Consider the following 21,428-nt stretch of genomic DNA (forward strand, 5'->3'; position numbering starts at 1 on the left):
ACATGGCGGTCGGGAAGGCCCGAGTTCATGCCGCTCGCCTAGGCCGGGCGTGGGCATGGTTCGACCGGGACGGCAACCGGGAGTACGCTTCGGATACCGTCCGGCTTCAAGTATGCGGACATGAGGGTACCATGGTAAAAAGCACCAAGGCATCGGATCCGGCGGAGGCCGCACTCTCCGCCGTCGAGGAGGCCCTGAAGATCGACTTCGGCGTCTCGGCCGATGAGCCGAAATCGTCCGACCAGGATACCTTCGCCGAAAGCTCTGACGCTGCTTCGCGCCAGCCGCTTGCCGACAACGCCGATGCGCCGCGCACCTCGGCGCGCCCCGGCCGCGCCCCGGCCAACGACGACCGCCGGTCGGTCGCGACACTGCTCTATCAGATGCAGCGCCGCCCATCAGCTGCTCCCTTCTGGATTGCCCTCGCCGCTTCCGTCGTCTGGGTAGCCGGCGGCTTCTACGTCGCTCGCGCCGCCTTCGGCGACTTTTCAGTTTTGGCCGACCCCGCCGCCCTGTTTGCCCGACCCGACGGCTTTGCCCTCGTCGGCGGCATCGTCGCTCCGGTCGTGCTGTTCTTCGCCATCGCAACGATGGTCTGGCGCGCCCAGGACCTGAGGCTTGCCGCCCGCTCGCTCACCGAAGTGGCCGTCAAGCTCGCCGAGCCCGAGATGTCGGCCAAGGAGAACGTCGTCACCGTCGGTCAGGCCATCCGACGCGAAGTCGCCGCCATGGGCGACGGCATCGAGCGGGCCCTCGCCCGCGCCAGCGAGCTTGAAGTACTGGTCCACAACGAAGTGTCCTCGCTCGAGCGGTCCTACGCCGAGAACGAGATGCGCATCCGCAGCCTGGTCGAGGAACTGGTCAGCCAGCGCGAAAGCGTGATCGCCAATGCCGAGAAGGCGCGCACCGCCATCTCCGGCGCTCACCAGAACCTCTCCGAGGAACTGCGCACCGCCGGCGACCTTCTCACCAACCGCATCGACGAAACCGGTCGAAACGTCACGCGCACCTTCGGCTCCAAGGCCGAGGAGCTGGCTCTGGCATTCGAGGCGGCCGGCAACTCGGTGACAGAGACCGTGGCCAAGCGCGGCGCCGACTTCCTGGCGACGCTGGGCACCGAGCGCGAAAGCCTGATCAGCGGCCTTGCCGAGACCGGCACCGCCATCAACGAGGCGATCGCCACCCGCAGCGAGACGCTGACCCGCACCATCACCGAGGAAGGTGGCCGTCTCACCGCCGCCATCGGCAAGGAAACCGAGCAGCTCGGCACCGAGCTGGCCAAGCGGTCCGACGAGCTTGCCTCGACCATCGCCACCCGCGCTGCCGACCTGTCGTCCGCCCTCAGCGACGGCACCGGCGAACTGGCCTTCACGCTGGCCTCGCGCACCGAGGAACTGGTCTCCACGCTGACCGCCCGCTCGGAAGAGCTGTCGTCGACCCTCACCGACCGCACCGCCGACATCGCCTTCACCCTGTCGGCGCGCACCGAGGAAATCGTCTCCACCATCTCCGCCCGTTCCGACGAGCTGTCGTCGACCCTGTCGGTCCGGACCTTCGAGCTCGGCAAGACGCTCGGCGAGAAGGCCGAGGAGATCGGCGCCACGCTGGAGAGCCGCACCGCCGAGTTCTCCACCGCGCTCTCCGAGAAGAGCGACGCCCTGGAGAGCACGCTCGCCCTGCGTTCGGCCCAGCTGGCCAGCACCATCGAGGCCCGCACCGGCGAACTCAGCGCCGAGCTGACCGACAAGACCCAGCTGATCGACCAGACGATTTCCGGTCGCACCAGCGAGCTGGCCGATACGCTGTCGACGCGCGCCGAGCTGTTCGGCGCCACGCTCGCCGAGCAGTCGGCCAACTTCGACCGCACCATCGGGCACCGCGTCAACGAACTCGTCTCGACCGTCGCCACGTCGACGTCCATCATGGAGACGCAGCTGCTCACCCGCACCGACAATCTCGACAAGGTGCTGACCGAGCGGTCGCAGGAAATCGCCTCCACCCTGGAGAGCCGCACCGGTTCGCTCGAGACGCTGCTGCGCGATCGCAGCGACGCCATCATCTTCTCGATCGACACCACGGTCGCCGCCCTCGAGGAGAACCTCACGCTGCGCACCAAGGAGATCGACGAGACCCTGGCCCGTTCCGGCCAGACCTTCGCCGAGGACATCTCCCAGCGCGCCTTCGCCGTCAGCGAGCAGGTCGCCCGCTCCACGGACGAAGCCTCCAAGGCGATGGTCGAGAAGATCGAGACCATCAACGAGACACTGCGCTCCACGTCCGAGGGCGTGTTGCTGGACCTGTCGATCCGCGGCAGCGAAATCACCGACCGCCTCGACCAGACCGGCACCCTGATCACCTCGACGATCACCGAGCGCGGCACCGACCTCGTCAACAAGCTCGCCGTCACCGGTGAGGCCGTGCACACGGCGATCAACGTCAACGGCGTCGACCTGGCCGACCGCATCGCGGCCAGCGGCCAGGAAGTCGCCCGCATGATGGACGACCGCACCACGTCGATCCGCGGCATCATCGATGGCGCCACGCTGTCGGTGGAGACGCTGCTCGCCGACAGCGGCAGCCTGTTCTCCGAGCGCCTGTCGACCATCGGCGCCGAGATCGCCCGCGCCGTCAACGCCCGTGGCGAACGCGTCGCCGAGACCATCCTTGCCGCCGGCAGCCAGATCGCCAACCTGCTCGACGACCGGTCGGACAGCATGTCGGTCAGCTTCGCCGAACGCATCCGCGTGCTCGACGAGATCATCAACGGTCGTGCCGCCGAGTTGGTGGAAAGCCTCGTCAGCCGCACCTCGATGCTCGACGGTTCGCTCGAAGAGCAGATCGCCCGCATCGAAGCGGCGCTGGCCGAGCGCACTCTCACCATCCAGAACGCCCTCGCCGAAGGTACCAACGCCCTCGAGGCCACGCTCAGCGGTCGGTCCGGCGCCATCACGGGCCTCATCGACGAGCGCGTCGAGCGCCTCGGCTCCGAGTTCGACAAGCGCTCCGGCGCTCTGGTCGAAACGCTCGACGGCCGCACCCAGGCGGTTCTCGCCTCGCTGGAAGGCCGCGCCGGCAGCTTCGGCGCCGCGCTGGAAGGCCAGCTCGCCGCCTTCGACGGCAGCGTCGGCAAGCGCCTGGAGGATGCGACCCGCACCTTCGCCGACAAGGCGGATTCGCTGACCGGCACTCTCGACAACCGTATCGAACTGATCGACCACGCCCTTGATGGCCGCGCCCGTCAGATCACCGAAACGCTGATGGCCCGCACCCGCGACCTGGCCCAGGCCTTCTCGGCCGGTCAGTCGGAAATGGTCGACGCCATCGAAGGCCGCCTCGACGCCGTCGGTCGGTCGCTGCAGCGCAAGACCGAAGAGTTCACCGAGACCCTGGCCGACAAGGTGGCCGAGATCAACGTGTCGCTCGGTTCCAAGGTGTTCGAGGTCGCCGAGACGCTCGACAGCCGCGCCAACTCGCTGGAGGTGTCGCTAACCCAGCGCCTCGCCTCCATCGTCGACATGCTCGGCAGCCAGACCGAAACGGCTCGCGAGGAACTGGCCCGCGCACTGATCAATGCCGCCTCCGTGCTGCAGAAGGAAAGCGCCCGCGTCCGCGAGGATCTCACCGGTTCCGTGGAAGCGGCCACCGACAAGCTGCGCGTCGAGGCCGACCGGGCCAAGGAGATCGTCACCGAGGCCATGACGGCCATCGCCCAGGAGATGGAAACCGGCTCGGTTCGCGCCCGCGACGTGGTCGCCGGTGTGCTGGAAGGCATGTCCGAGCGCCTGGCCGGCGAGAGCGAGCAGGTTCGCGCCGTCGTCGTTTCCGCCATCGATGGCGCCGCCTCGCGCCTCGCCAGCGAAGGCGAGAACACCTCGATCGCCGTCAGCCAGTCGCTGGCCGGCGCCGAGGACCGTCTCGCCAGCCTGCGGGACGAGACCCATGGCACGCTCAACGAGCTCATCAGCACGCTGTCCGACGTTCTCTCCACCGAAAGCCAGAAGGCCCGCGAGAACGTCTACGAGGCCATCACCGCCGTCGAGGGTCGCCTTGCCGGCGAGAGCGAGCGCGTTCGCGACACCATCATCGGCTCGGTCGACGACGTCACCGGCCGCATGGCGGCGGAAAGCGAGCGGGCACGTGCCGGCCTGATCGGCGCCATCGACGAAGTCACGGACCGCCTGTCGGAAGAAACCGCCCGCGCCCGCTCCAACCTCATCGGTTCGGCGGAGGCGGTCACCAGCCGCATCGCCGGCGAGACCGAGCGGTCGAACGAGGTTCTGGCGGCAGCCATCGCCAGCGCCACCGAGCGTCTTGCCGACGCGACGCGCGATCTCCAGGCAGTGCTCGATGCCCGCACCGAGGCCGCCGCCAACGCCCTGGACAGCCGCTCCGAGAAGGTGGTCGACCTCGTCAGCCGCCGCATGGCCGAGCTGGCCGAGCTGGTCGACGGCCGTGGCGGCGATCTCGCCAACGCCTTCCTGTCCGGCACCCGCGCCCTCGACGAGGCCGTCGGCAGCCGTGGAGAGGAAGTGGCCGGCATGGTCCGCAACGCCGCCGGCGACGTGCTCGCAGCACTGGCCCAGGGTGGCGAGGGCGTCAGCCGCGCCATCACGCAGCGTGGCACCGACGCCGCCGAGGCGCTGAAGCAGGCCACCCTGTCGCTGATGGCCACCTTCGACGAACAAGGCCGCGACGTCCTGCAGTCGCTCGACGACACCACGGCGCGCGTCAAGACCGACGTCGTCGCCGTGCTTGAGCAGGTGGACGACGCCAATCGCGGCCTCCGCTCGCTCGTCGACCAGGCGGCTGGCAACCTTGCCCGCATCGAACGCGGCCTTGAGCAGCAGACCGGCGACCTTCGCCTGTCGCTCGAGCGCGTCGTCGCCGATACCACCGCCTCCAGCACCACCGTCGCCGAGACGGCCGAGGTGCTGCGCGAGGTGTCGCGCACCGTGCTCTCCGACATCGGCACCATCGCCTCCTCGCTCTCCGAGCAGACCGGCGATCTGCAGTCGTCGGCCCGTGCCCTGTCCTCGGTTGGCGGCACGCTCCAGGATGTCATCGGCGATCGCCTCTCGGCGCTCGACGGCGTGGTCGCCACGCTGCAGGAACGCAGCGAGACGATGTCCGAAAGCCTGCAGTCCATCGCCGTCCAGATCCAGGACACGCTGTCCAATGCCGAGCGCCGCGCCCGCGACGTGGGCTACCAGTTGGCCCGCAACGCCGAAACGGCCATGAACGGCGTCACCCAGCAGCTCGAGCAGCTGTCGGTCAGCGCCGAAGAGGAAGGCCACAAGACGAAGGAAACCATCGAGCGGGTGCGCGGCGAGCTGATCTCCGAGATCAACGCCTCCATCGGCTCGGCGGTCGATCGCTTCGCCGGCGCCACCGAGGAAATGCGCAAGGCCACCCGCGCCGTCGGCCGGGAGCTGGAGCAGATCCGCGAGGATATCAGCCGCGGCGTTCTCGACCTGCCGGAAGAGACCAGCCAGCACACCGCCGCCATGCGCCGCGTGGTCAGCGAGCAGATCCGCGCCCTGAACGAACTCTCCGAGATCGTTTCGCGCCAGCTGCCCGGAGAGGCCATCGCCGAAGCGCCGGTCCGTGCCCGTGCCCAGGCCTCGACCCAGGCGCCACGCAGCCTGCCGGTCCAGAAGTCGTCGCAGCCGTCCGAGCCGCGCGCCTTCAGCCGCCAACCGGCCAACCAGCCGCCTCGCCCAGCCGTCGCCGAGAGGCGTCAGGAGCCGGCGGCCCGTCAGCCGGCCGCCGATGAGCGGGGCGAACGGTCGAGCGGCTGGATCTCCGACCTGCTGCGTCGCGTCAACGACGAGGACACCCCCTCGCCGCGCCTGCCGTCGTCCGACCGCAACAAGAGCGCCAACCCGCTCGACGGCCTGGGCTCGCTGACCTCCGACATCGCCCGGTCGATCGACCCCGAGTCCTACGCCGACCTCTGGGATCGCTATCGGCGCGGCGACGGCAACGTGTTCACGCGACGCGTCTACACGCTGCAGGGCCAGCAGACCTTCGACGAGGTCCGCCGCCGCTATGGTCGCGAGGCCGACTTCCGCGAGGCCGTCGATCGCTACATCGATCACTTCAGCGCCCTCTACGAGGAAGCCGTCCAGAAGGACCCGAATGGCCGCCTCGCCGAGAATTACCTGAACTCCGATACCGGCAAGGTCTACACGCTCCTGGCGCATGCCAGCGGCAAGCTCGGCTGAGCCTGAGGAACGAAGCAACATGCGAAAGGGCGCCAGACGGCGCCCTTTTTCGTTTCTGCCCGCCGTGCCACTCGATCACGCGTTCGTGATCGCACTCTCTGTAACAAAACACCCTCCGGCTCCGAGTACCGCATGTGCCCCGACAATGGCGCACGTCGAACCACGGAGAACACGGATGCTGAAGGCTTCGATTACCACTGCCATCCTCGCCGGCGCGGTCACCACGGCCCTCGCCACCCTTGCGAGCGCCAGCCCCTTGACCAAAGCGGAAGCAGACGCGGCGACCGCCGCCCACAAGGAGAAGTGCTACGGCGTGGCGCTCAAGGGCCAGAACGACTGCGCCGCCGGTCCGGGAACGACCTGCCAGGGAACGTCCATGAAGGACTTCCAGGGCAATGCCTGGAAGTTCGTCCAGGGCGGCACCTGCGCCTCGCTGGAACTGCCCGGCGGCCGCCACGGCTCGCTCATGCCGCTCGACCGCGACATCTGATTGCAACTCCCAAAACGGGCGCCGCTCTGGCGCCCGGAGTTGCACCCAGGAAAGGACGCAAAGGTTTTCCGGAGAGCTTGATTCCACCGGGAAACCTCCAGCCAGCAACACGGAGAGCGGGGGAAACGCAATGGCCGCGATCGAACAGACACCCAACGCGTCGGCGACGCCCCGCTTTCCGGCCCTGACCGTTGCCGGACAGGCCGGCACCAGTTTCAAGCCGGAGCACCTGCAAGCGATCATGGCCGAGAGCGGCTCGCAGGGCTTCTTCGAGGTCCATGCCGAGAACTACATGGGTGCCGGTGGCGCGCCGCATAGGGCGCTCGAAACGGTGAGGCGGGATCATCCCGTCTCGCTGCACGGCGTCTGCATGTCGCTCGGCGGGCCGCAACCGCTCGACAGGGAACACCTCTCCCGCTTCAAGCACCTCGTCGACCGCTATGAGCCGGCGCTGGTCTCCGAACACCTGGCATGGTCGACACACATGAGCACCTACCTGAACGACCTGCTGCCGCTGCCTTACACAAGCGCGACGCTCTCCCGCGTCTGCGACCATATCGACGAGATGCAGACCGCGATCGGCCGCCCTATCCTCCTGGAGAATCCCTCGACCTACGTGCTGTTCGCGGCCTCCTCGATGAGCGAAACCGAGTTCATCCGGGAGATATCGCGGCGAACGGGCTGCGGCCTTCTGCTCGACATCAACAATGTCTTCGTCTCGGCCACCAACCACGGCTTTTCGGCTCTCGACTACCTCGGCGACTTTCCGCTGTCGCAGGTGGGCGAAATCCATCTGGCCGGCCACGCCGAGCAGGAAGACGACGAGGGCGACCTGCTGCTCATCGACAGCCATGACGGACCGGTCGCCGATGCCGTCTGGCGCCTCTACGAGCTGGTGATAGCCCGCCGTGGCCCGATCCCCACGCTGATCGAATGGGACAGCCAGATTCCCGACTGGCCGGTGCTGCGTGCCGAAGCGGAGGCCGCCCAAGCCATCCTCGACCGATACGCCCTTGGAGAGCCCTCCCATGCGCTCGGCTGAAATCCTGCCGCTCCGGCCAACCGCATCCACCGTCGCGGTCGACTACGCCGGGCCGTTCTCGGCCGCCCTGCTTGCTCCCGACAGCCCGGCCCCGGCGCTGGTGACGGGGCCGCGCGGCAAACGAGCCGAGATCCGCTACAACGTCTACCGAAACAACGTCACCGTCAGCCTGATCGGCGCTCTGTCCTCGATCTTCCCGGCGGTCGAACGCATCACGGGGCCGGATTTTTTCCGCGCCATGGCCCGCTTCCATGTCCGGGAGACCCCACCAACCTCGCCGCTGCTGTTCGAATACGGGCGCGCCTTTCCGGATTTCATCGACCGCTACGAACATGCGGTGAACATGCCCTGGCTTTCGGACGTGGCGCGGATCGAGCGCTTGTGGCTCGACAGCTATCACGCCGCCGATGCCCCCATCCTCACGGCCGAGACGCTGTCGAGCGTACCGCCCGAAAGGCTCGGGGCGCTCGTCTTCACCCCGCATCCGGCAACGCGACTGATCTCCTCGGCCCATCCGGCCGTCACCATCTTCGCGGCAAACCGGAGCGACGGCCCCGTCGGCCGTGTTGAGAATCGGCCAGAAGAGGGACTGATCACGCGGATCGATGACGAGGTGACCGTCCATCTCCTGCCTCCCGGCAACCTCGTCTTCCTCAAGGCACTGCTTGATGGAGAAAACCTGACGAGCGCCGTCGGCGCCGCCCTCGCGGCCGAACCAACCTTCGATCTGTCCGGGGCCATCGGCGAGATGATTGCCGCTGGCGCCTTCTCCCACGTCGAGATGGAGGCCTCCGATGTCGAGCCTGCCTGATTCAATGCCTCGCCATGGTGCGCGCGTCTCCCTCGTGAAACGAGTGGCCTCAGCCGAAAGCCTCGTCCGCAAGATGGCGCAGCCGGACATCGTACTGGCCATCCTCCGGATCGCACTCGCCGTTCCCTTCTGGCGATCCGGCATCCTGAAATGGGATGGCTTCCTGCGACTGAACGACACGGCGGTCTACCTGTTCAGCCAGGAGTTCACGCTGCATCTGCCCGGAGGGCCCTACCCATTCCCGGCGCCGGAAGTGGTGGCTTTCCTGTCCGGCTGCGGCGAGGTCGTCCTCCCGGTGCTGCTCGTTCTGGGGCTGGGCACCCGTTTCGCCGCCCTCGGCCTATTCTTGATGACTGTCGTCATCCAGATCACGGTTCCCGATGGCTGGCCAATCCACCTGACCTGGGCCGCGATGGCGCTTGCCCTGATGCGACACGGGCCGGGGCGCCTCTCGCTCGACCATCCGATCGCGAGGATATCTTGCAGCGGCGCGCGTCCAACGTGACCGGCGCCCACCCAACTCTGGCGCTTTCGCCATCAGGTCCCGCCGGGACGGAGCGCAAATCCGCTTCTCTTGCCTTTTGCCAGACGATGGGTTCATCTGGCGCCGGTGTCTCCTTGTCGCTCCCGAGCCGCGCCGGAAACCGCGACAATGATGACGCCGGTCCGCGCGGGGGGACATGGCGGATGAACCATTCGGCCCGGGAAGAGGAGTGGGCGGCCTGGATGTGCGCGGCGATGGCCGGCGACACGCTGGCCTACCATCGCTTCCTGAAGGCCGTGACGCCCTATCTTCGATCGATCGCCAGCCGGCGATGCGCCCAGTACGGAGCACCGCCGGGCGAGGTGGAAGACGTGGTGCAGGAAGTCCTGCTGGCCGTCCACCTGAAGCGGGGAACCTGGGACGTTTCGCGCCCTGTCGGTCCCTGGCTGTCGTCGATCGTGCGCAACAAGCTGATCGACAGCCTGCGTCGGCGCGGTCGTCACATCAGCATCCCCATCGACGACGTGATGGAGACCCTTGAAGCCACACCCCAGGCAGAGGCCGGGGAGCATATCGACGTCGACCGCATGGTCGAAAGCCTGCGGGATCCGCAACGTGAAATCGTGCGATCCATCTCGCTCGGTGGCGCCGGCATTCGCGAGACGGCCGAGCGATTGCAGATGACGGAAGGCGCCGTGCGGGTGGCGCTGCATAGAGCATTGAAAGGGCTGGCGGCCCTCTATCGGAGCGACGGACGTGCAAACGAATGACCTGATCGAACTGCTGGCGAAGGATGCGAGGGTGCGCGCCCGCTTCGGACACGTGTTCGCGGTCGCGCTGGCGATCGGGTTGGCGGTCTCGGCCGGCCTGCTGCTGTCGACCTACGGCATCCGGGACAACATGGTCGCGGCGATCGAGACACCGCGCGTCCTGTTCAAGCTTGGCCTCACCCTGCTGCTGGCGATCACCTCAACCCGCCTTGCCTTTCTCATCGGCAAGCCCGGATTATCGCTGCGCTCGGCGAGCCTTTCGCTGTTCTGGCCGCTGCTTGTCCTGCTCGCCGGCATTGCCACCGAGCTGACCGTCCTGCCGCAAGGCGCCTGGGAGACGAGCCTGAAAGGGCAACACTGGGCCTTCTGCCTCGTCTTCGTGCCCACCCTTGCTGTGGCGCCTCTTGCCGCCCTGCTCTATTCCGTCCGCCAAGGCGCGCCGGAAAGCCCCGGGCTGGCCGGCGCAGCGGCGGGACTCGCGGCGGGCGGCATCGCCGCCGCCATCTATGCCTGGCACTGCCCCGACGACAGCCCACTGTTTGTCGCGACCTGGTACACCATCGCCATAGCTATCGTGACGGCGACCGGCTTCCTGCTCGGCCGCCGCATCCTTCGCTGGTGAAACGACCGCCGAGCCGAACTACAGCGTCGACGCCGTCCAGGTAACCACGTCAGCCACCGCCGCCGATACGGCCTGATCGATGGCGGCGATGGCATCCTTCGGTCGATCTGATGCCGATGGACGGCTGACGTCGAACACGCGGCTTGCGCGCACCCGGCCAGTCCGCTCGTCGAGCAGCTTGACGCCGAGCGCAACATGCGCGGCAGGAGCGCCAGTGACATCCAGCTCGAAGGCGCGAATATCGACGATTACCTGATCGTCGATGGCGAGACTCTCGCCCGGCTTGCCAACGGCCTTCACCCGGCCCGAATTCTCGAAAGCCCGAACCATGATCGTCTGTACCAGCGGCGGCAGTTCGTCCGACCACGACACGCCCGGCATGTAGGAAATAGCACCACCGTCGGAGCGCACGGCGATCAGCTCCGACGCCAGAGCATCGTTGGCGCTCGGCAAAGGCACGAGAAGCTGGGCAGGAGACCGTCTGGCCACACCATCGAAGGTCGTGGGGGCTGCGAGATCGTAGATGTCGTCGGGTTTCGGCGTCGTCCCCAGACCGAGCGTCGAACAGCCAGCGAGCGCGAACGCTAGGCAGAGCACCGCAGCGGAAACCAATCGCTGTCCCGGATGAGCTGAAACCAACATAGCCTCCTAGAGCATCTGCCCGAACCGCAGCGGTCTTCCGATAAGGCCGGATGCGCGAGGTACAACGCACAAGGCCGATAGCCGTTGCAATCCATGATCCCCTTTAGCGGCGCGGTGCGTATTGCGGCACGCCCTGCCCGCCGAAGATGAACTGCTGCGGATCTTTTTCAACGCCTTGCAGCACGCGGTCAAGCCGTGCCAGCGCCTGCCGCCCCTGCTCGGCCAGCGCGACGAAGCTGTCGAGCCCGCGACCAGAGAACTTCGTCACGTTGGCGGTGATCGGCCCGACCTGCGCGTTGAGCTTGTCAGCCACCTCGCGGATCGACTTCGCCGCCGCCGTCGCCTCCGCGACGAGCCCCTGCCCGTCACCGGTGACGTAGCCGTCGACCTTCTGGAGAACGCCGTCGGCGCGCGCGGCGATGCCGTTCAACTGCTCGGCAAGGGTGCGCGTGTCACGCACGATGCGGTCGACGTCGGGCGTCCGCGCATCAATGGTGTCGCCAAGATTGGCAAGACTGGCCGAGGCGCGATTGACATCGGCCATGATGGCGTCGAGCTGCGGCTTGTAGCCCTTGAGCGTGGCGGCGAAATCGCTGACATCGGTCACCGTCGAACGAACCTTCGCCGGATCGACCGCCTCGACGACGCCACGGGCCGCGCCAAGCGTCTGGCGCGCGTCGTCGACCACCATGCCGAGCGAACCGGACGCCGCCGCGATGTTCTGCGAGGCGGTATCCACCGCCGACACCACCGACCGCACCTTCTCGGAGTCGACCGCCGCCAGCAGTTCGTCGGCCCGGGCGGCCGTGGCGCGCAGCTCGTCGGAGGTGGCGGTGATGCTCGACACGAGACGGTCGACCTCCTGCGGATCGACCGCCGTCAGGATCGCGTTTGCCTGGGCGACGGTCTCGTCGAGCGTCTTCGCAGCGTCGGCGATGTTGTTGACGACGCCGTTGACCGCTTCGGGGTCGATGCCGTCGGCGATCACCTTGGCGCGCTCCAGCACGGCGGTCAGCCGTTCCGAAGAGACCGTCAGCCGTTCGGTGATCTCCGTCACCCGCTTGGGATCGACGGCGTCGAGGATGCGCGTCACCTGTGCGGCCGCGCCCTTGAGGTCGCGCGAGATGTCGCCGATGGAGTCGGCGGCCGAGGAGATCGAGCCCATCGCCTGGGAAATGTTCTCGGAGTTGTCGGCGAGCGCCGCCGAGAACTTCTCCACGTTGTTGACGGTGCGGTTGAAGGCGGGGCCGTTCTCGGTGATGAAGTCGTCGATCGCCGCCATGGCGCTGTCGGCGCGCGTCAGCACGTTGCGAGCGCTTTCGAGAATGTCCTGGAAGGGCGAGATTTCGCCCAGCATGGTCGGCATGCCGTCGGGCGCCACGTCGAACACCCCCGGCGCGTTGCGCGAGCCGCCCTCCAGCTGAAGCGTCGCGGCGCCGGTCAGCCCCTGATAGGACAGCATGGCGCGGGTATCGGTCTTGAGCGGCACGTCGCGATTCACGCGGATGATAGCGATGACGGTGCGCGGATCTTTCTCGTCGAGCCTCAGTTCCCGCACTTCGCCGATCTTGATACCGTTGAACAGCACCCCCGAGCCGGTGGAAAGCCCTGTCACCGCCCCGGAGAACACCACGCGTACCTCGCCCTGCCGCTGGCTTTCCCCGGCGTTGCCGAGCCAGCCGAGGAACGCGAGGCCAAGCGTCAGCATGACCAGGACGAAGGCGCCGATCACCGCGTAGTTGGCCCGAGATTCCATGGCGTTTCCTATCCGAAGGTAAAGTGCTCGGCACGCGGGCCATTGAAGTAGGCGCGCACCCATGGGTGGTCGAAGGACTTGAGCTCGGCGAAGGTCCCATCGACGAGAACGCGACGATTGCCGAGCACGGCAATACGGTCGGTGATGGTGACCAGGCTGTCGAGATCGTGCGTGACCATGAACACCGTCAGGCCGAGCGTGTCACGCAGTTTGAGGATCAACTGATCGAACTCGGCGGCGCCGATCGGATCGAGACCGGCCGTCGGCTCGTCGAGGAAGACGATGTCCGGATCGAGCGCCAGCGCGCGCGCCAGCGCGGCGCGCTTGATCATGCCGCCCGAAAGCTCCGCCGGATACTTGGCGCAGGCATCGGCCGGCAAGCCGGCCATCTCGATCTTGAGCCGCGCCAGCTCGTCGGCCAGCTTCTCGGGCAGTCGCATGTGCTCGTGAAGCGGCACCGCCACGTTCTGCTGTACGGTCAGCGAGGAAAACAGGGCGCCCTGCTGGAACAGAACGCCCCAGCGCCGACCTATATCCTGCCGCTCCTGGCCGGAAATGCCCTCGAAATCCTTGCCAAACACCTCGATGGTGCCGGCCGATGGCCGGTTGAGGCCGATGATCGTTCTGAGCAGTACAGACTTGCCGGTGCCCGAGCCGCCGACGACGCCCAGGATCTCGCCACGCCAGACGTCGATGTCGAGGTCTTCGAGGATCGGATCGCCGGAAAAACCGACCACGAGCCCCCGGGCGGTGATCACCGCCTCGCGTTCCTCGTTATCCCGCTGCGCTTCGCCACTCATGCGTCAGATTCCGATCGTCGCGAAGATCATGGCGAAAACGCCGTCGGTGACCACCACCATGAAGATGGCCTTCACCACCGCCGCCGTGGTGTGCTCGCCCAGCGACTCGGCCGATCCCTTGACCTTCATGCCCTCGACGGCGGCGATCAGGCCGATGATCGCCGCCATGAACGGCGCCTTGGCAAGGCCGATCAGCACGTAAGTCACCGTCAGGGCCGCCTTGAGGCGGCCGATGAATACATCTGTGGGGATGCCGATGTAGAAAAGCCCCACCACCCAGGCGCCGGCCAGCGCCGCCAGGTCGGACACCAGCGTCAGAATCGGCAGCGCGATGACCAGCGCCAGCAGACGCGGCAGCACCAGCACCTCGACCGGCGACAGGCCCAGCACCTTCAGCGCGTCGACCTCCTCGCGCATCTTCATGGAGCCGATCTCGGCGGTGTAGGCCGCGCCGGAGCGACCGGCGATCATGATGGCGGTGAGCAGTACGCCGATTTCGCGGCAGGTCAGCACGCCGACGAGATCGACCACCAACATGTCGGCGCCATAGGTGGACAGATAGAAGCCGCCCTGCTGGGCGATGATCATGCCGATCAGGAAGCTCATCAGGGCGATGATCGGCACCGCCTGGATGGAGGCGCGGCCAATGTTGTTGAACAGGGCCGCCCAACGCATGCGTCGTCTGAGGAGCATCACATCGAGCAAGGCGACCGATGCCTCGCCTAGCGTGGCCAGCAACAGGACCGCGTCATCGACGATACCGGCCGCGCCGCGACCAACTTCTTCCAGCGTCCAGGTGACAGGGTTGACGCGCGGCGGTTCCGGCAGCCGCTCGCGGCCGAGCGGATCGATCTCGGCAATCAATGCCGCCGCCTGCTTGGAGAAATCCTTGAGCTCGGACGAACCGCCTGCCGCCTCCTGCTGGCGCATCAAACCGATGAGCGCCCAGGCGCCGGCGGTGTCGAACCGCCCGAGCTCGCTGCCGTCGAACACCAGGCGCCGGCCGGGCGCCACCTTGTCCGCGACCGACGGCAGCACCTTGCCGATGGTCTCCACGGTCCAGTCGCCGGCAATGCCGAGCACCGTCACATCGTCCCGCGCTCCATCTGCCGACCGCACGCCACCACTCCTTGAGCACCCTCGTCGCACCGGATGCGCCACGCGCATCCCGTCGATCAGGTCCGATGGATCGACTCCAATACGAAAACCACGATACATCAGCGGCGCCCGCCGACGCCAGCCTCGAACACGTTACACCGCCTTGACAGAGCGCAAGGCCAGCCAGCTAGACCAAAGATAAGGGTTTCGACCTAGCGCCGCCCCTTTAAGGATTCCCATTTGGCCTTGATATCTTTAGTCTGGAGAGCGATCGGCCGCCGAGGCCGAGCGTCCGTGGACCAACTGATGGACAAAGTTGACCGAAACGGACAGTTGTTCGGTCCCCATGATGGGACGCTTTCCGGCGTAGCGCCGGCGGCATCCGTCGAAGCCGCCCCGCCCGTGCGGAAACCAATGTGAGGTCGCCTTGCGTAAGCTCAGCATAGCCGTCGAGAGGTTTCCTATCGCCGGCACCTTCACCATCTCCCGCGGCTCCAAGACGGAGGCGGTCGTTGTGGAGGCCACCATCACCGAGGACGCCGTGTCGGGACGGGGCGAAGGCGTTCCCTATGCCCATTATGGCGAAACGGTCGAAAGCGTCATGGCGCAGATCGAGACCGCCCGCGCGTTCATCGAAAAGGGCGGAGACCGCTTCGCCCTGCGCGAGACCATGCCCCCCGGCGCTGCCCGCAACGCGCTCGATTGCGCGCTGATCGATCTCGAGGCCAAGGCCACCCAGCGCGGGGTCGCCCACTTGCTCGGCTTGCCGCCGCTGGAGCCGGTCAACACGGCCTTCACCATCTCGCTCGACAGCGTTGAGGCCATGGCCGAAGCCGCCAGATCGGCCAGTGACCGGCCGACGCTGAAGGTCAAGCTCGGCGGCGACGGCGGTCGCGAGCGCCTCGTCGCCATTCGCCGCGCCGCGCCGCGCAGCCGCATCATCGTCGACGCCAACGAAGGCTGGACGCCGGAGATGTTCCCCGAGATGATGGAGGCTTGCATCGAACTCGGCGTCGCCATGATCGAGCAGCCGCTGCCGGCCGGCGCCGACGAGTATCTCGACGAAGCCAAGCGGCCGGTGCCGGTCTGCGCCGACGAAAGCGCCCATACCACCGCCGACATCAAGCGGCTCGTCGGCCGCTACGACGCCGTCAACGTCAAGCTCGACAAGACCGGCGGTCTCACCGAGGCGCTGGACATGATCGCCGCCGCCGAGGAGGAAGGGCTGATCGTCATGGTTGGCTGCATGGTGTCGAGTTCGCTGGCCATGGCGCCGGCTTTTGTCGCCGCCCAGCGCGCCCAGTATGCCGATATCGACGGTCCGCTGCTGCTGGCCCGCGACCGCACGCCGGGACTGATGTTCTCCGGCTCGATCGTCCACCCGCCCTACCCCGACCTCTGGGGCTGATTTTCCGATCAGCGCGCCGTGGCCTCGCCCGCGGCGACGCTGACGGTCCTCGTCGCGTCGTGCGCCGGCAACCGCCGGGCGCCGCCACCGGCGGCCGTCAGTATGATCAGGCCGAGAAGCGGGAAGATCGCCATCACGACATAGGTGTCCGAGCCGAGCGTCGGCACCAGCCGGCCGGCCAGCGCCGTGCCGAGCGCCATGGCAAGGCCGTTGAAGATGACGAAGGTACCCTGAGCCGAGGCGGCACGTTCGGTCGGCACCACCTCGCGCAGGAAGCGCATCAGCCCGATATGAGCAAGCGCGAACGAGCCGGCGTGCATCACCTGCAACGCCAGCGTCGGCAGGAGCGGCAGGTCCAGCGAGAACAGAAGCCAGCGGAGACAGCCGATCGCGGCGCCGCCTGCCATGAGCTTCAGCGGAGACACTGCGCGGAACCAACGACCGGCCAGGGCGAATAGGATGATTTCCGCGATCACGCCGATCGCCCAGAAAATGCCGATGGTGAAATCCGAAAAGCCGTTGCCCCGCCAGAGAATGGTGCCAAAGCTGTAGAGCGCGGCATGCCCCGCCTGGTTGACGGCGTGCCCCAGCAGCACGGCGAGGAAGGCAGGCTTGCGAAGCACGGTGAGCGCCGCCGCCGAGGACTGCGTGACGGCGGGCGGCGCGGGCGGAATGGCGACGGTCGCCAGAATGGCGATGGCAAAGCCGAACAACAACAGGAAATAGACAGCCGTCGACCCGGAGTGATCCATGGCATAGCCACCGACCACATTGCCGAGAATGAAGGACACCGAGCCCCACAGACGCATCTTGCCGTATTCGCCGAGGCCGTGGCGATCCATGATCATGGCGAAGGCATCGGCGAGCGGTCCGACGCAGTAGGAGAGCACCAACAGGATGGATCCGACCGCCATCACGGCGATGTCGCCATTGGCGATGCCGAACAGAATGGAGAAGCCTAGGGTCAGCGTGATGACGCCGGCCATCACGTGACGCCGGTCGCCGGCCCTGTCGGACAAGCCGCTGACCACCGGCATGGTGAACATGCGCATCACCTGCGGCGTCGCCAGCACGAAGGCGATCTGCTCGCCGCTGAGCCCCTTCACCTGCAGGAGGACCGGAAAGAATGGGGTCAGCACTCCATTGACGAAGAAGGCGATGGCATAGAAGGCGCTCATCAAATAGGCGGGGGCAATTCGCCCGATCAATCTTGTCAACGGAGCAACTCGGAATAAACTCGTTGTGAAGGATTCGCGGCGATGATGGTGTCTCGCCCGATTGAATCGCTTGCCTGTATCTGGCCGGCACTTTACCTGTAGCTTGGTCCGATTAGTCTACAAAGGGGTCTGCGGCGAAAATATGGAAAATTCGCAAGCCCTCTCGCCGTTGCGCGAATCCGATTACGAGGCCATCGAATCCGCCGTCATGGAGACGGAGAAGGGTCGGTGGTTCCTCTTCGAATACGCGCGGCGCCACCGGTCGGCAGATACCGATGTGGTGATGGAGGCCATCGGCCGTCTCGAAACGCTGCTGAAGCGCGAGCGTCGGCCGGATGCCGATCGCATTCGTCTCGATATCGGCGAGATGAAGGACGCCATCGAGCGCACAAAGCTTGAGATAGCCCAGATCAAGAGCGACGGCCGGTCGCCCCTCAGCCGCTTCGACCGCGCTTCCAACGAGCTCGACGCCATCGTCGAGCAGACCGAGGGCGCCACGTCCGAAATCCTTGGCTCGGCCGAGAAGATTCAGGAACTCGCCTGGACCATGCGCGAAGCCGGCGTCGACAACGCCCTTTGCGACGAGGTCGAGAACCTCACCACCAACATCTACATGGCCTGCTCGTTCCAGGATCTCACGGGCCAGCGCACGCAGAAGGTCGTGCAGGTTCTGCGCTATCTCGAAAATCGCATCAACGCGATGATCGATATCTGGGGCATGGACGAAGACGAGGTCAAAAGCTCGTCTGCCGACCAGCGCGTTGCCGTCAACGCCCACGACACCCGCCCCGACGCCCACCTTCTCAACGGTCCGGCACTGGCTGGCGAGGGCGTCGAGCAGAACATCGTCGACGACCTGCTGGTCGAGGATGCCGACGCCGACCGCGCGGTTCTCGATGCCGTTGCCAGTCATGCCATCGACGAAATGGACTTCGACCGCATCGAAGCCATGGCCGGGCTTGGACAGGCTCCGACCCCATTGGTGGTCGATGCCGACGGCCAGATCGACTTCGATTCTATTCCGACCGACGATACGCCGGAGAACGCAGCGGCGCTTGCCGACAGCATCGACTTCGATTCCATCGAGGCCGAAGAGGACCAGCCGGAAGATGCCGCAGCCCTCGCCGACAGTATCGAGTTCGATGCCGTAGAGACCGAAGAAGATCTCCCGGAGGACGCCGCAGCTCTCGCCGACAGCATCGAGTTTGACGCCGTCGAGGCCGAAGAGGATCTCCCCGAAGACGCCGCAGCCCTCGCCGACAGCATCGAATTTGACGTCGTCGAGGCCGAAGAGGATCTCCCCGAAGACGCCGCAGCCCTCGCCGACAGCATCGAATTTGACGCTGTCGAAGCCGAAGAGGATCTCCCCGAAGACGCCGCAGCCCTCGCCGACAGCATCGAGTTTGACGCCGTGGAGGCCGAAGGCGCTCTGCCGGAGGATACCGTCGAGCCTGAAGCCGAGAACGAACCGACTGACGAAGCGCTGGCCATCGCCTCCGAAGCCGTCGACACGGCCATAGAGGCGCTGAAGGAAGTGTCCGACACGGTGCGTCAGGGCAAGGACTCCGACGACCCCTTCGCCAAGATGACCAAGGCCGAACGGCAGGCGCTGTTCTCCTAAGCGCATACCATCCCAGCAAAGCGCGAGTCGCTTTGCGTGTCGGCGGCGAAGCGGCGTTGGTCCAGTGAACCGGAGTTCATCTCACGCCGCCGCTCTCGGACCGTAGCGCCCTCGGCGCCCTTTCGACTAACAGCTTGTCAATCTTTCGGGCGCTTACTTGGCCGACGGGAACATCCAACTGGCGCGAGTATCGAAAAATGGACATTGCGGCGACAGCCTCGACCATGCTTCAAGCCAGCACCAAGAGTGACCTCGGCATGGCCGTTATGAAGATGGCGCTCAAGTCGGACCAATCGGCAGCCGACCTTCTGAGCCAGGCCGCCGAGTCGGCTGCGTCCGCCCCGCCCCCGGCCGGCATGGGCAACCACGTGGACATGACCGTCTGACCACCGCTCGGAACCAGACCAGCCAGGCTCGCTCTAGCAAAGCGTGGGGCACAGTCGATCGTCCGGAGTTTCACGCAAAATGCTAAGCTGGCCCGCGAAGCTAAGTTCGTCGGAGTGCGCTATGCCGTCGCCGGAACGAGGGGCGCTTGATCCAGCGTTTCGCCGTTGGCGAGCCGGATGTTGTCGAGGAACTGCATCGCCGACCGACGCCAGGTGAAGGACAACGCGAGTTCGCGCGCTGCCTGCCGATCGATGGCGAGAGCGCCAAGACAGGCCGCCCTCAGGTCTTCATCGAGAATGCCGGCATCGCTGTCGCCGAGAATGTCGAGCGGCCCCATCACCGGATAAGCGGCGACCGGCAGGCCCGAGGCCAGCGCCTCCAGAAGCACGTTGCCGAAGGTATCGGTGCGCGAGGGAAACACGAAAACGTCGGCCGACGCGTAGGCGCGAGCGAGATCCTCGCCGATCCTGACGCCGGCGAAGTGAACGTTCGGGTAGCGACGTTCGAGGCTCGCCCGCTGTGGCCCATCGCCAACCACCACCTTGGAGCCCGGCAAATCGAGCGCCAGAAACGCCTCGAGATTCTTCTCCACGGCGACGCGTCCGACATTGATGAAAATCGGTCGCGGCAGATGATCGAACTCCCCTGCCTCGCCCGGCCGAGGGCGGAACAGGTCGGCATCGATGCCGCGTCCCCAGCGCATCAGGTTGCGGAAGCCTCGGGCGGACAGTTCGGCCGCCAGCGTGTCGGTAGCCACCATGCAGCCGGCGCCGCCATTGTGGAAGCGACGCACCAACGCGTAGAGCCAGGCTTCGGGGACCGGCAGCCGCGCCGACACATACTCGGGAAAACGGGTGTGATAGCTGGTGGTGTAGGGCATGCCATGGCGACGGCACCACTTGCGCGCCTTGAGGCCGAGCGGCCCCTCGGTGGCAATGTGCACATAGGCCGGCTGGCCGCGTTCGATCTCGCGGGCCACCCGCCGGTAGGTCGAGATGGCGACCCGGATTTCCGGATAACTCGGCAGCGGCAGCGTCCGGAACAGATCCGGCGTCACCATGGTGACCTCGGCGCCCATGGCGATCAACTCGGCATTGGTACGCTCGATCGAGCGGACGACGCCGTTGACTTGCGGATGCCAGGCATCGGTGACGACGGTGATGCGCGTCATTCCGCGGCCTCGGCGCGCGGCAGCATGAGGGGCTGCTGCCGTTCGTGCTCGAGGCGAGTCCAGCGGATGATCTCCATGCTGCCGTCGTGGTTCTCGGCAATGGCCGTGCAGCTCTCCACCCAGTCGCCGGTGTTGACGTAGGCGATGCCGTTCATGTCGCGCATGGTGGCGTGGTGGATGTGGCCGCAGATGACGCCGTCGGCGCCGACCCGCCGCGCCTCATAAGCCAGGGCGTCCTCGAAGGCGCCGATGAAGTTGACCGCGTTCTTGACCCGAAGCTTGGCCCAGGCCGACAGCGACCAGTAGGGCAACCCGACGAAACGCCTTGCCCTGTTCAGCCATGTGTTGATCCACAGCGCCGTCTCGTAGGCCCAGTCGCCGAGATAGGCGAGCCAGCGGGCATGCCGCACCACCACGTCGAACTGGTCGCCGTGGATCACCAGGAACCGCCGGCCGTCCGCCGCCTCGTGCAGGCAGCGATCCATCACCTCGACGCCGCCGAAATGGGTCCCGAGATAGTCGCGCAGGAATTCGTCGTGATTGCCGGGAATGTAGACGACGCGTGCGCCCTTGCGGGCCTTGCGCAACAGCTTCTGCACGACGTCGTTGTGGCTTTGCGTCCAGAACCAGGAGCGGCGCATCCTCCAGCCGTCGACGATGTCACCGACGAGATAGATCGTCTCCGCCTCGTGGACGCGCATGAAGTCCAGCAGAAGATCCGCCTGGCAATCACGCGTACCGAGATGAATGTCCGACAGGAACAACGCTCTGAGGCTTCGAGTAGTATTGGTGTCGGTCATGGCAAACAAAGATGCGCGCTGCATCTTCTCCGAGGCGGGAATCGACGGCAATTCGCTGATCCCAATGCCTCCTTTTGTCCCGACA

17 protein-coding genes are annotated in these 21,428 nt (G+C 66.4%); 10 read left to right on the top strand and 7 right to left on the bottom strand.

Translation table 11 applies throughout. The features are described from left to right. Window positions 1–131 precede the first annotated feature (131 nt). From M4J40_RS17700 to M4J40_RS17730, 7 genes are all read left to right on the top strand, one after another. Window positions 132–6,224: a hypothetical protein gene (locus tag M4J40_RS17700; protein WP_251755744.1), complete on the top strand. Its 6,093-nt coding sequence runs from the start codon at window positions 132–134 to the stop codon at window positions 6,222–6,224. 175 nt (window positions 6,225–6,399) lie between these two features. After that, entirely contained in the window at window positions 6,400–6,714 is a 315-nt protein-coding gene (locus tag M4J40_RS17705) for a DUF2282 domain-containing protein (RefSeq protein ID WP_251755745.1), read from the top strand. Window positions 6,715–6,844: 130 nt separating this feature from the next. Beyond that, window positions 6,845–7,756: a DUF692 domain-containing protein gene (locus M4J40_RS17710; protein WP_251755746.1), complete on the top strand. Its 912-nt coding sequence runs from the start codon at window positions 6,845–6,847 to the stop codon at window positions 7,754–7,756. Further along, window positions 7,743–8,567 (top strand): DNA-binding domain-containing protein, encoded by an 825-nt coding sequence (locus M4J40_RS17715; RefSeq protein ID WP_251755747.1) that lies wholly within the window; start codon window positions 7,743–7,745, stop codon window positions 8,565–8,567. The genes M4J40_RS17710 and M4J40_RS17715 overlap by 14 nt, the downstream gene beginning before the upstream one ends. A gap of 73 nt (window positions 8,568–8,640) precedes the next feature. Then, the gene (locus M4J40_RS17720; protein WP_251755785.1) at window positions 8,641–9,072 is read left to right on the top strand and encodes a DoxX family protein; all 432 of its coding nucleotides are present in this window, start codon (window positions 8,641–8,643) and stop codon (window positions 9,070–9,072) included. A gap of 182 nt (window positions 9,073–9,254) precedes the next feature. After that, window positions 9,255–9,821 (top strand): sigma-70 family RNA polymerase sigma factor, encoded by a 567-nt coding sequence (locus tag M4J40_RS17725; RefSeq protein ID WP_251755748.1) that lies wholly within the window; start codon window positions 9,255–9,257, stop codon window positions 9,819–9,821. Then, the gene (locus M4J40_RS17730; protein ID WP_251755749.1) at window positions 9,808–10,443 is read left to right on the top strand and encodes an NrsF family protein; all 636 of its coding nucleotides are present in this window, start codon (window positions 9,808–9,810) and stop codon (window positions 10,441–10,443) included. Before M4J40_RS17725 ends, M4J40_RS17730 begins: the two co-directional genes overlap by 14 nt. Window positions 10,444–10,461: 18 nt before the next feature. Here the strand turns inward: M4J40_RS17730 and M4J40_RS17735 are convergent, their stop codons facing one another. The 4 genes from M4J40_RS17735 to M4J40_RS17750 all read right to left on the bottom strand — a co-directional run bounded on the left by M4J40_RS17735 (window position 10,462) and on the right by M4J40_RS17750 (window position 14,760). Then, window positions 10,462–11,085 carry an ABC-type transport auxiliary lipoprotein family protein gene (locus M4J40_RS17735; protein WP_251755750.1) on the bottom strand — a complete coding sequence of 208 codons (624 nt, stop codon included), beginning with the start codon at window positions 11,083–11,085 and terminating at the stop codon, window positions 10,462–10,464. Window positions 11,086–11,188: 103 nt separating this feature from the next. Then, window positions 11,189–12,841, bottom strand: a complete 1,653-nt coding sequence (locus M4J40_RS17740; RefSeq protein WP_251755751.1) for an MlaD family protein — start codon at window positions 12,839–12,841, stop codon at window positions 11,189–11,191. Between the two features lie 8 nt (window positions 12,842–12,849). Further along, a complete protein-coding gene (locus tag M4J40_RS17745; RefSeq protein WP_251755752.1) occupies window positions 12,850–13,641 on the bottom strand; it encodes an ABC transporter ATP-binding protein in 792 nt (263 codons plus the stop codon). Between the two features lie 3 nt (window positions 13,642–13,644). Beyond that, window positions 13,645–14,760, bottom strand: coding sequence for an ABC transporter permease (locus tag M4J40_RS17750; RefSeq protein ID WP_251755753.1), 1,116 nt, complete (start codon window positions 14,758–14,760; stop codon window positions 13,645–13,647). Window positions 14,761–15,166: 406 nt separating this feature from the next. On the opposite strand from M4J40_RS17750, the gene dgcA reads away from it, so the two are divergent. Then, window positions 15,167–16,147, top strand: coding sequence for an N-acetyl-D-Glu racemase DgcA (dgcA, locus tag M4J40_RS17755; RefSeq protein ID WP_251755754.1), 981 nt, complete (start codon window positions 15,167–15,169; stop codon window positions 16,145–16,147). Between the two features lie 8 nt (window positions 16,148–16,155). Here the strand turns inward: dgcA and M4J40_RS17760 are convergent, their stop codons facing one another. Next, a complete protein-coding gene (locus M4J40_RS17760; protein WP_251755755.1) occupies window positions 16,156–17,325 on the bottom strand; it encodes an MFS transporter in 1,170 nt (389 codons plus the stop codon). 181 nt (window positions 17,326–17,506) lie between these two features. Here M4J40_RS17760 and M4J40_RS17765 point away from each other — a divergent pair, with 181 nt between their 5' ends. Both M4J40_RS17765 and M4J40_RS17770 read left to right on the top strand, forming a co-directional pair. Next, window positions 17,507–18,985 (top strand): protein phosphatase CheZ, encoded by a 1,479-nt coding sequence (locus M4J40_RS17765; protein ID WP_251755756.1) that lies wholly within the window; start codon window positions 17,507–17,509, stop codon window positions 18,983–18,985. A gap of 197 nt (window positions 18,986–19,182) precedes the next feature. Continuing rightward, window positions 19,183–19,371: a putative motility protein gene (locus tag M4J40_RS17770; RefSeq protein WP_251755757.1), complete on the top strand. Its 189-nt coding sequence runs from the start codon at window positions 19,183–19,185 to the stop codon at window positions 19,369–19,371. A gap of 119 nt (window positions 19,372–19,490) precedes the next feature. Here the strand turns inward: M4J40_RS17770 and M4J40_RS17775 are convergent, their stop codons facing one another. Both M4J40_RS17775 and M4J40_RS17780 read right to left on the bottom strand, forming a co-directional pair. Further along, window positions 19,491–20,543 carry a glycosyltransferase family 1 protein gene (locus tag M4J40_RS17775; RefSeq protein ID WP_251755758.1) on the bottom strand — a complete coding sequence of 351 codons (1,053 nt, stop codon included), beginning with the start codon at window positions 20,541–20,543 and terminating at the stop codon, window positions 19,491–19,493. Beyond that, window positions 20,540–21,343 carry a UDP-2,3-diacylglucosamine diphosphatase gene (locus M4J40_RS17780; RefSeq protein ID WP_251755786.1) on the bottom strand — a complete coding sequence of 268 codons (804 nt, stop codon included), beginning with the start codon at window positions 21,341–21,343 and terminating at the stop codon, window positions 20,540–20,542. The genes M4J40_RS17775 and M4J40_RS17780 overlap by 4 nt, the downstream gene beginning before the upstream one ends. Window positions 21,344–21,428 lie beyond the last annotated feature (85 nt).

Source organism: Pleomorphomonas sp. JP5 (assembly GCF_023721815.1).
Classification (GTDB): Bacteria; Pseudomonadota; Alphaproteobacteria; order Rhizobiales; family Pleomorphomonadaceae; genus Pleomorphomonas.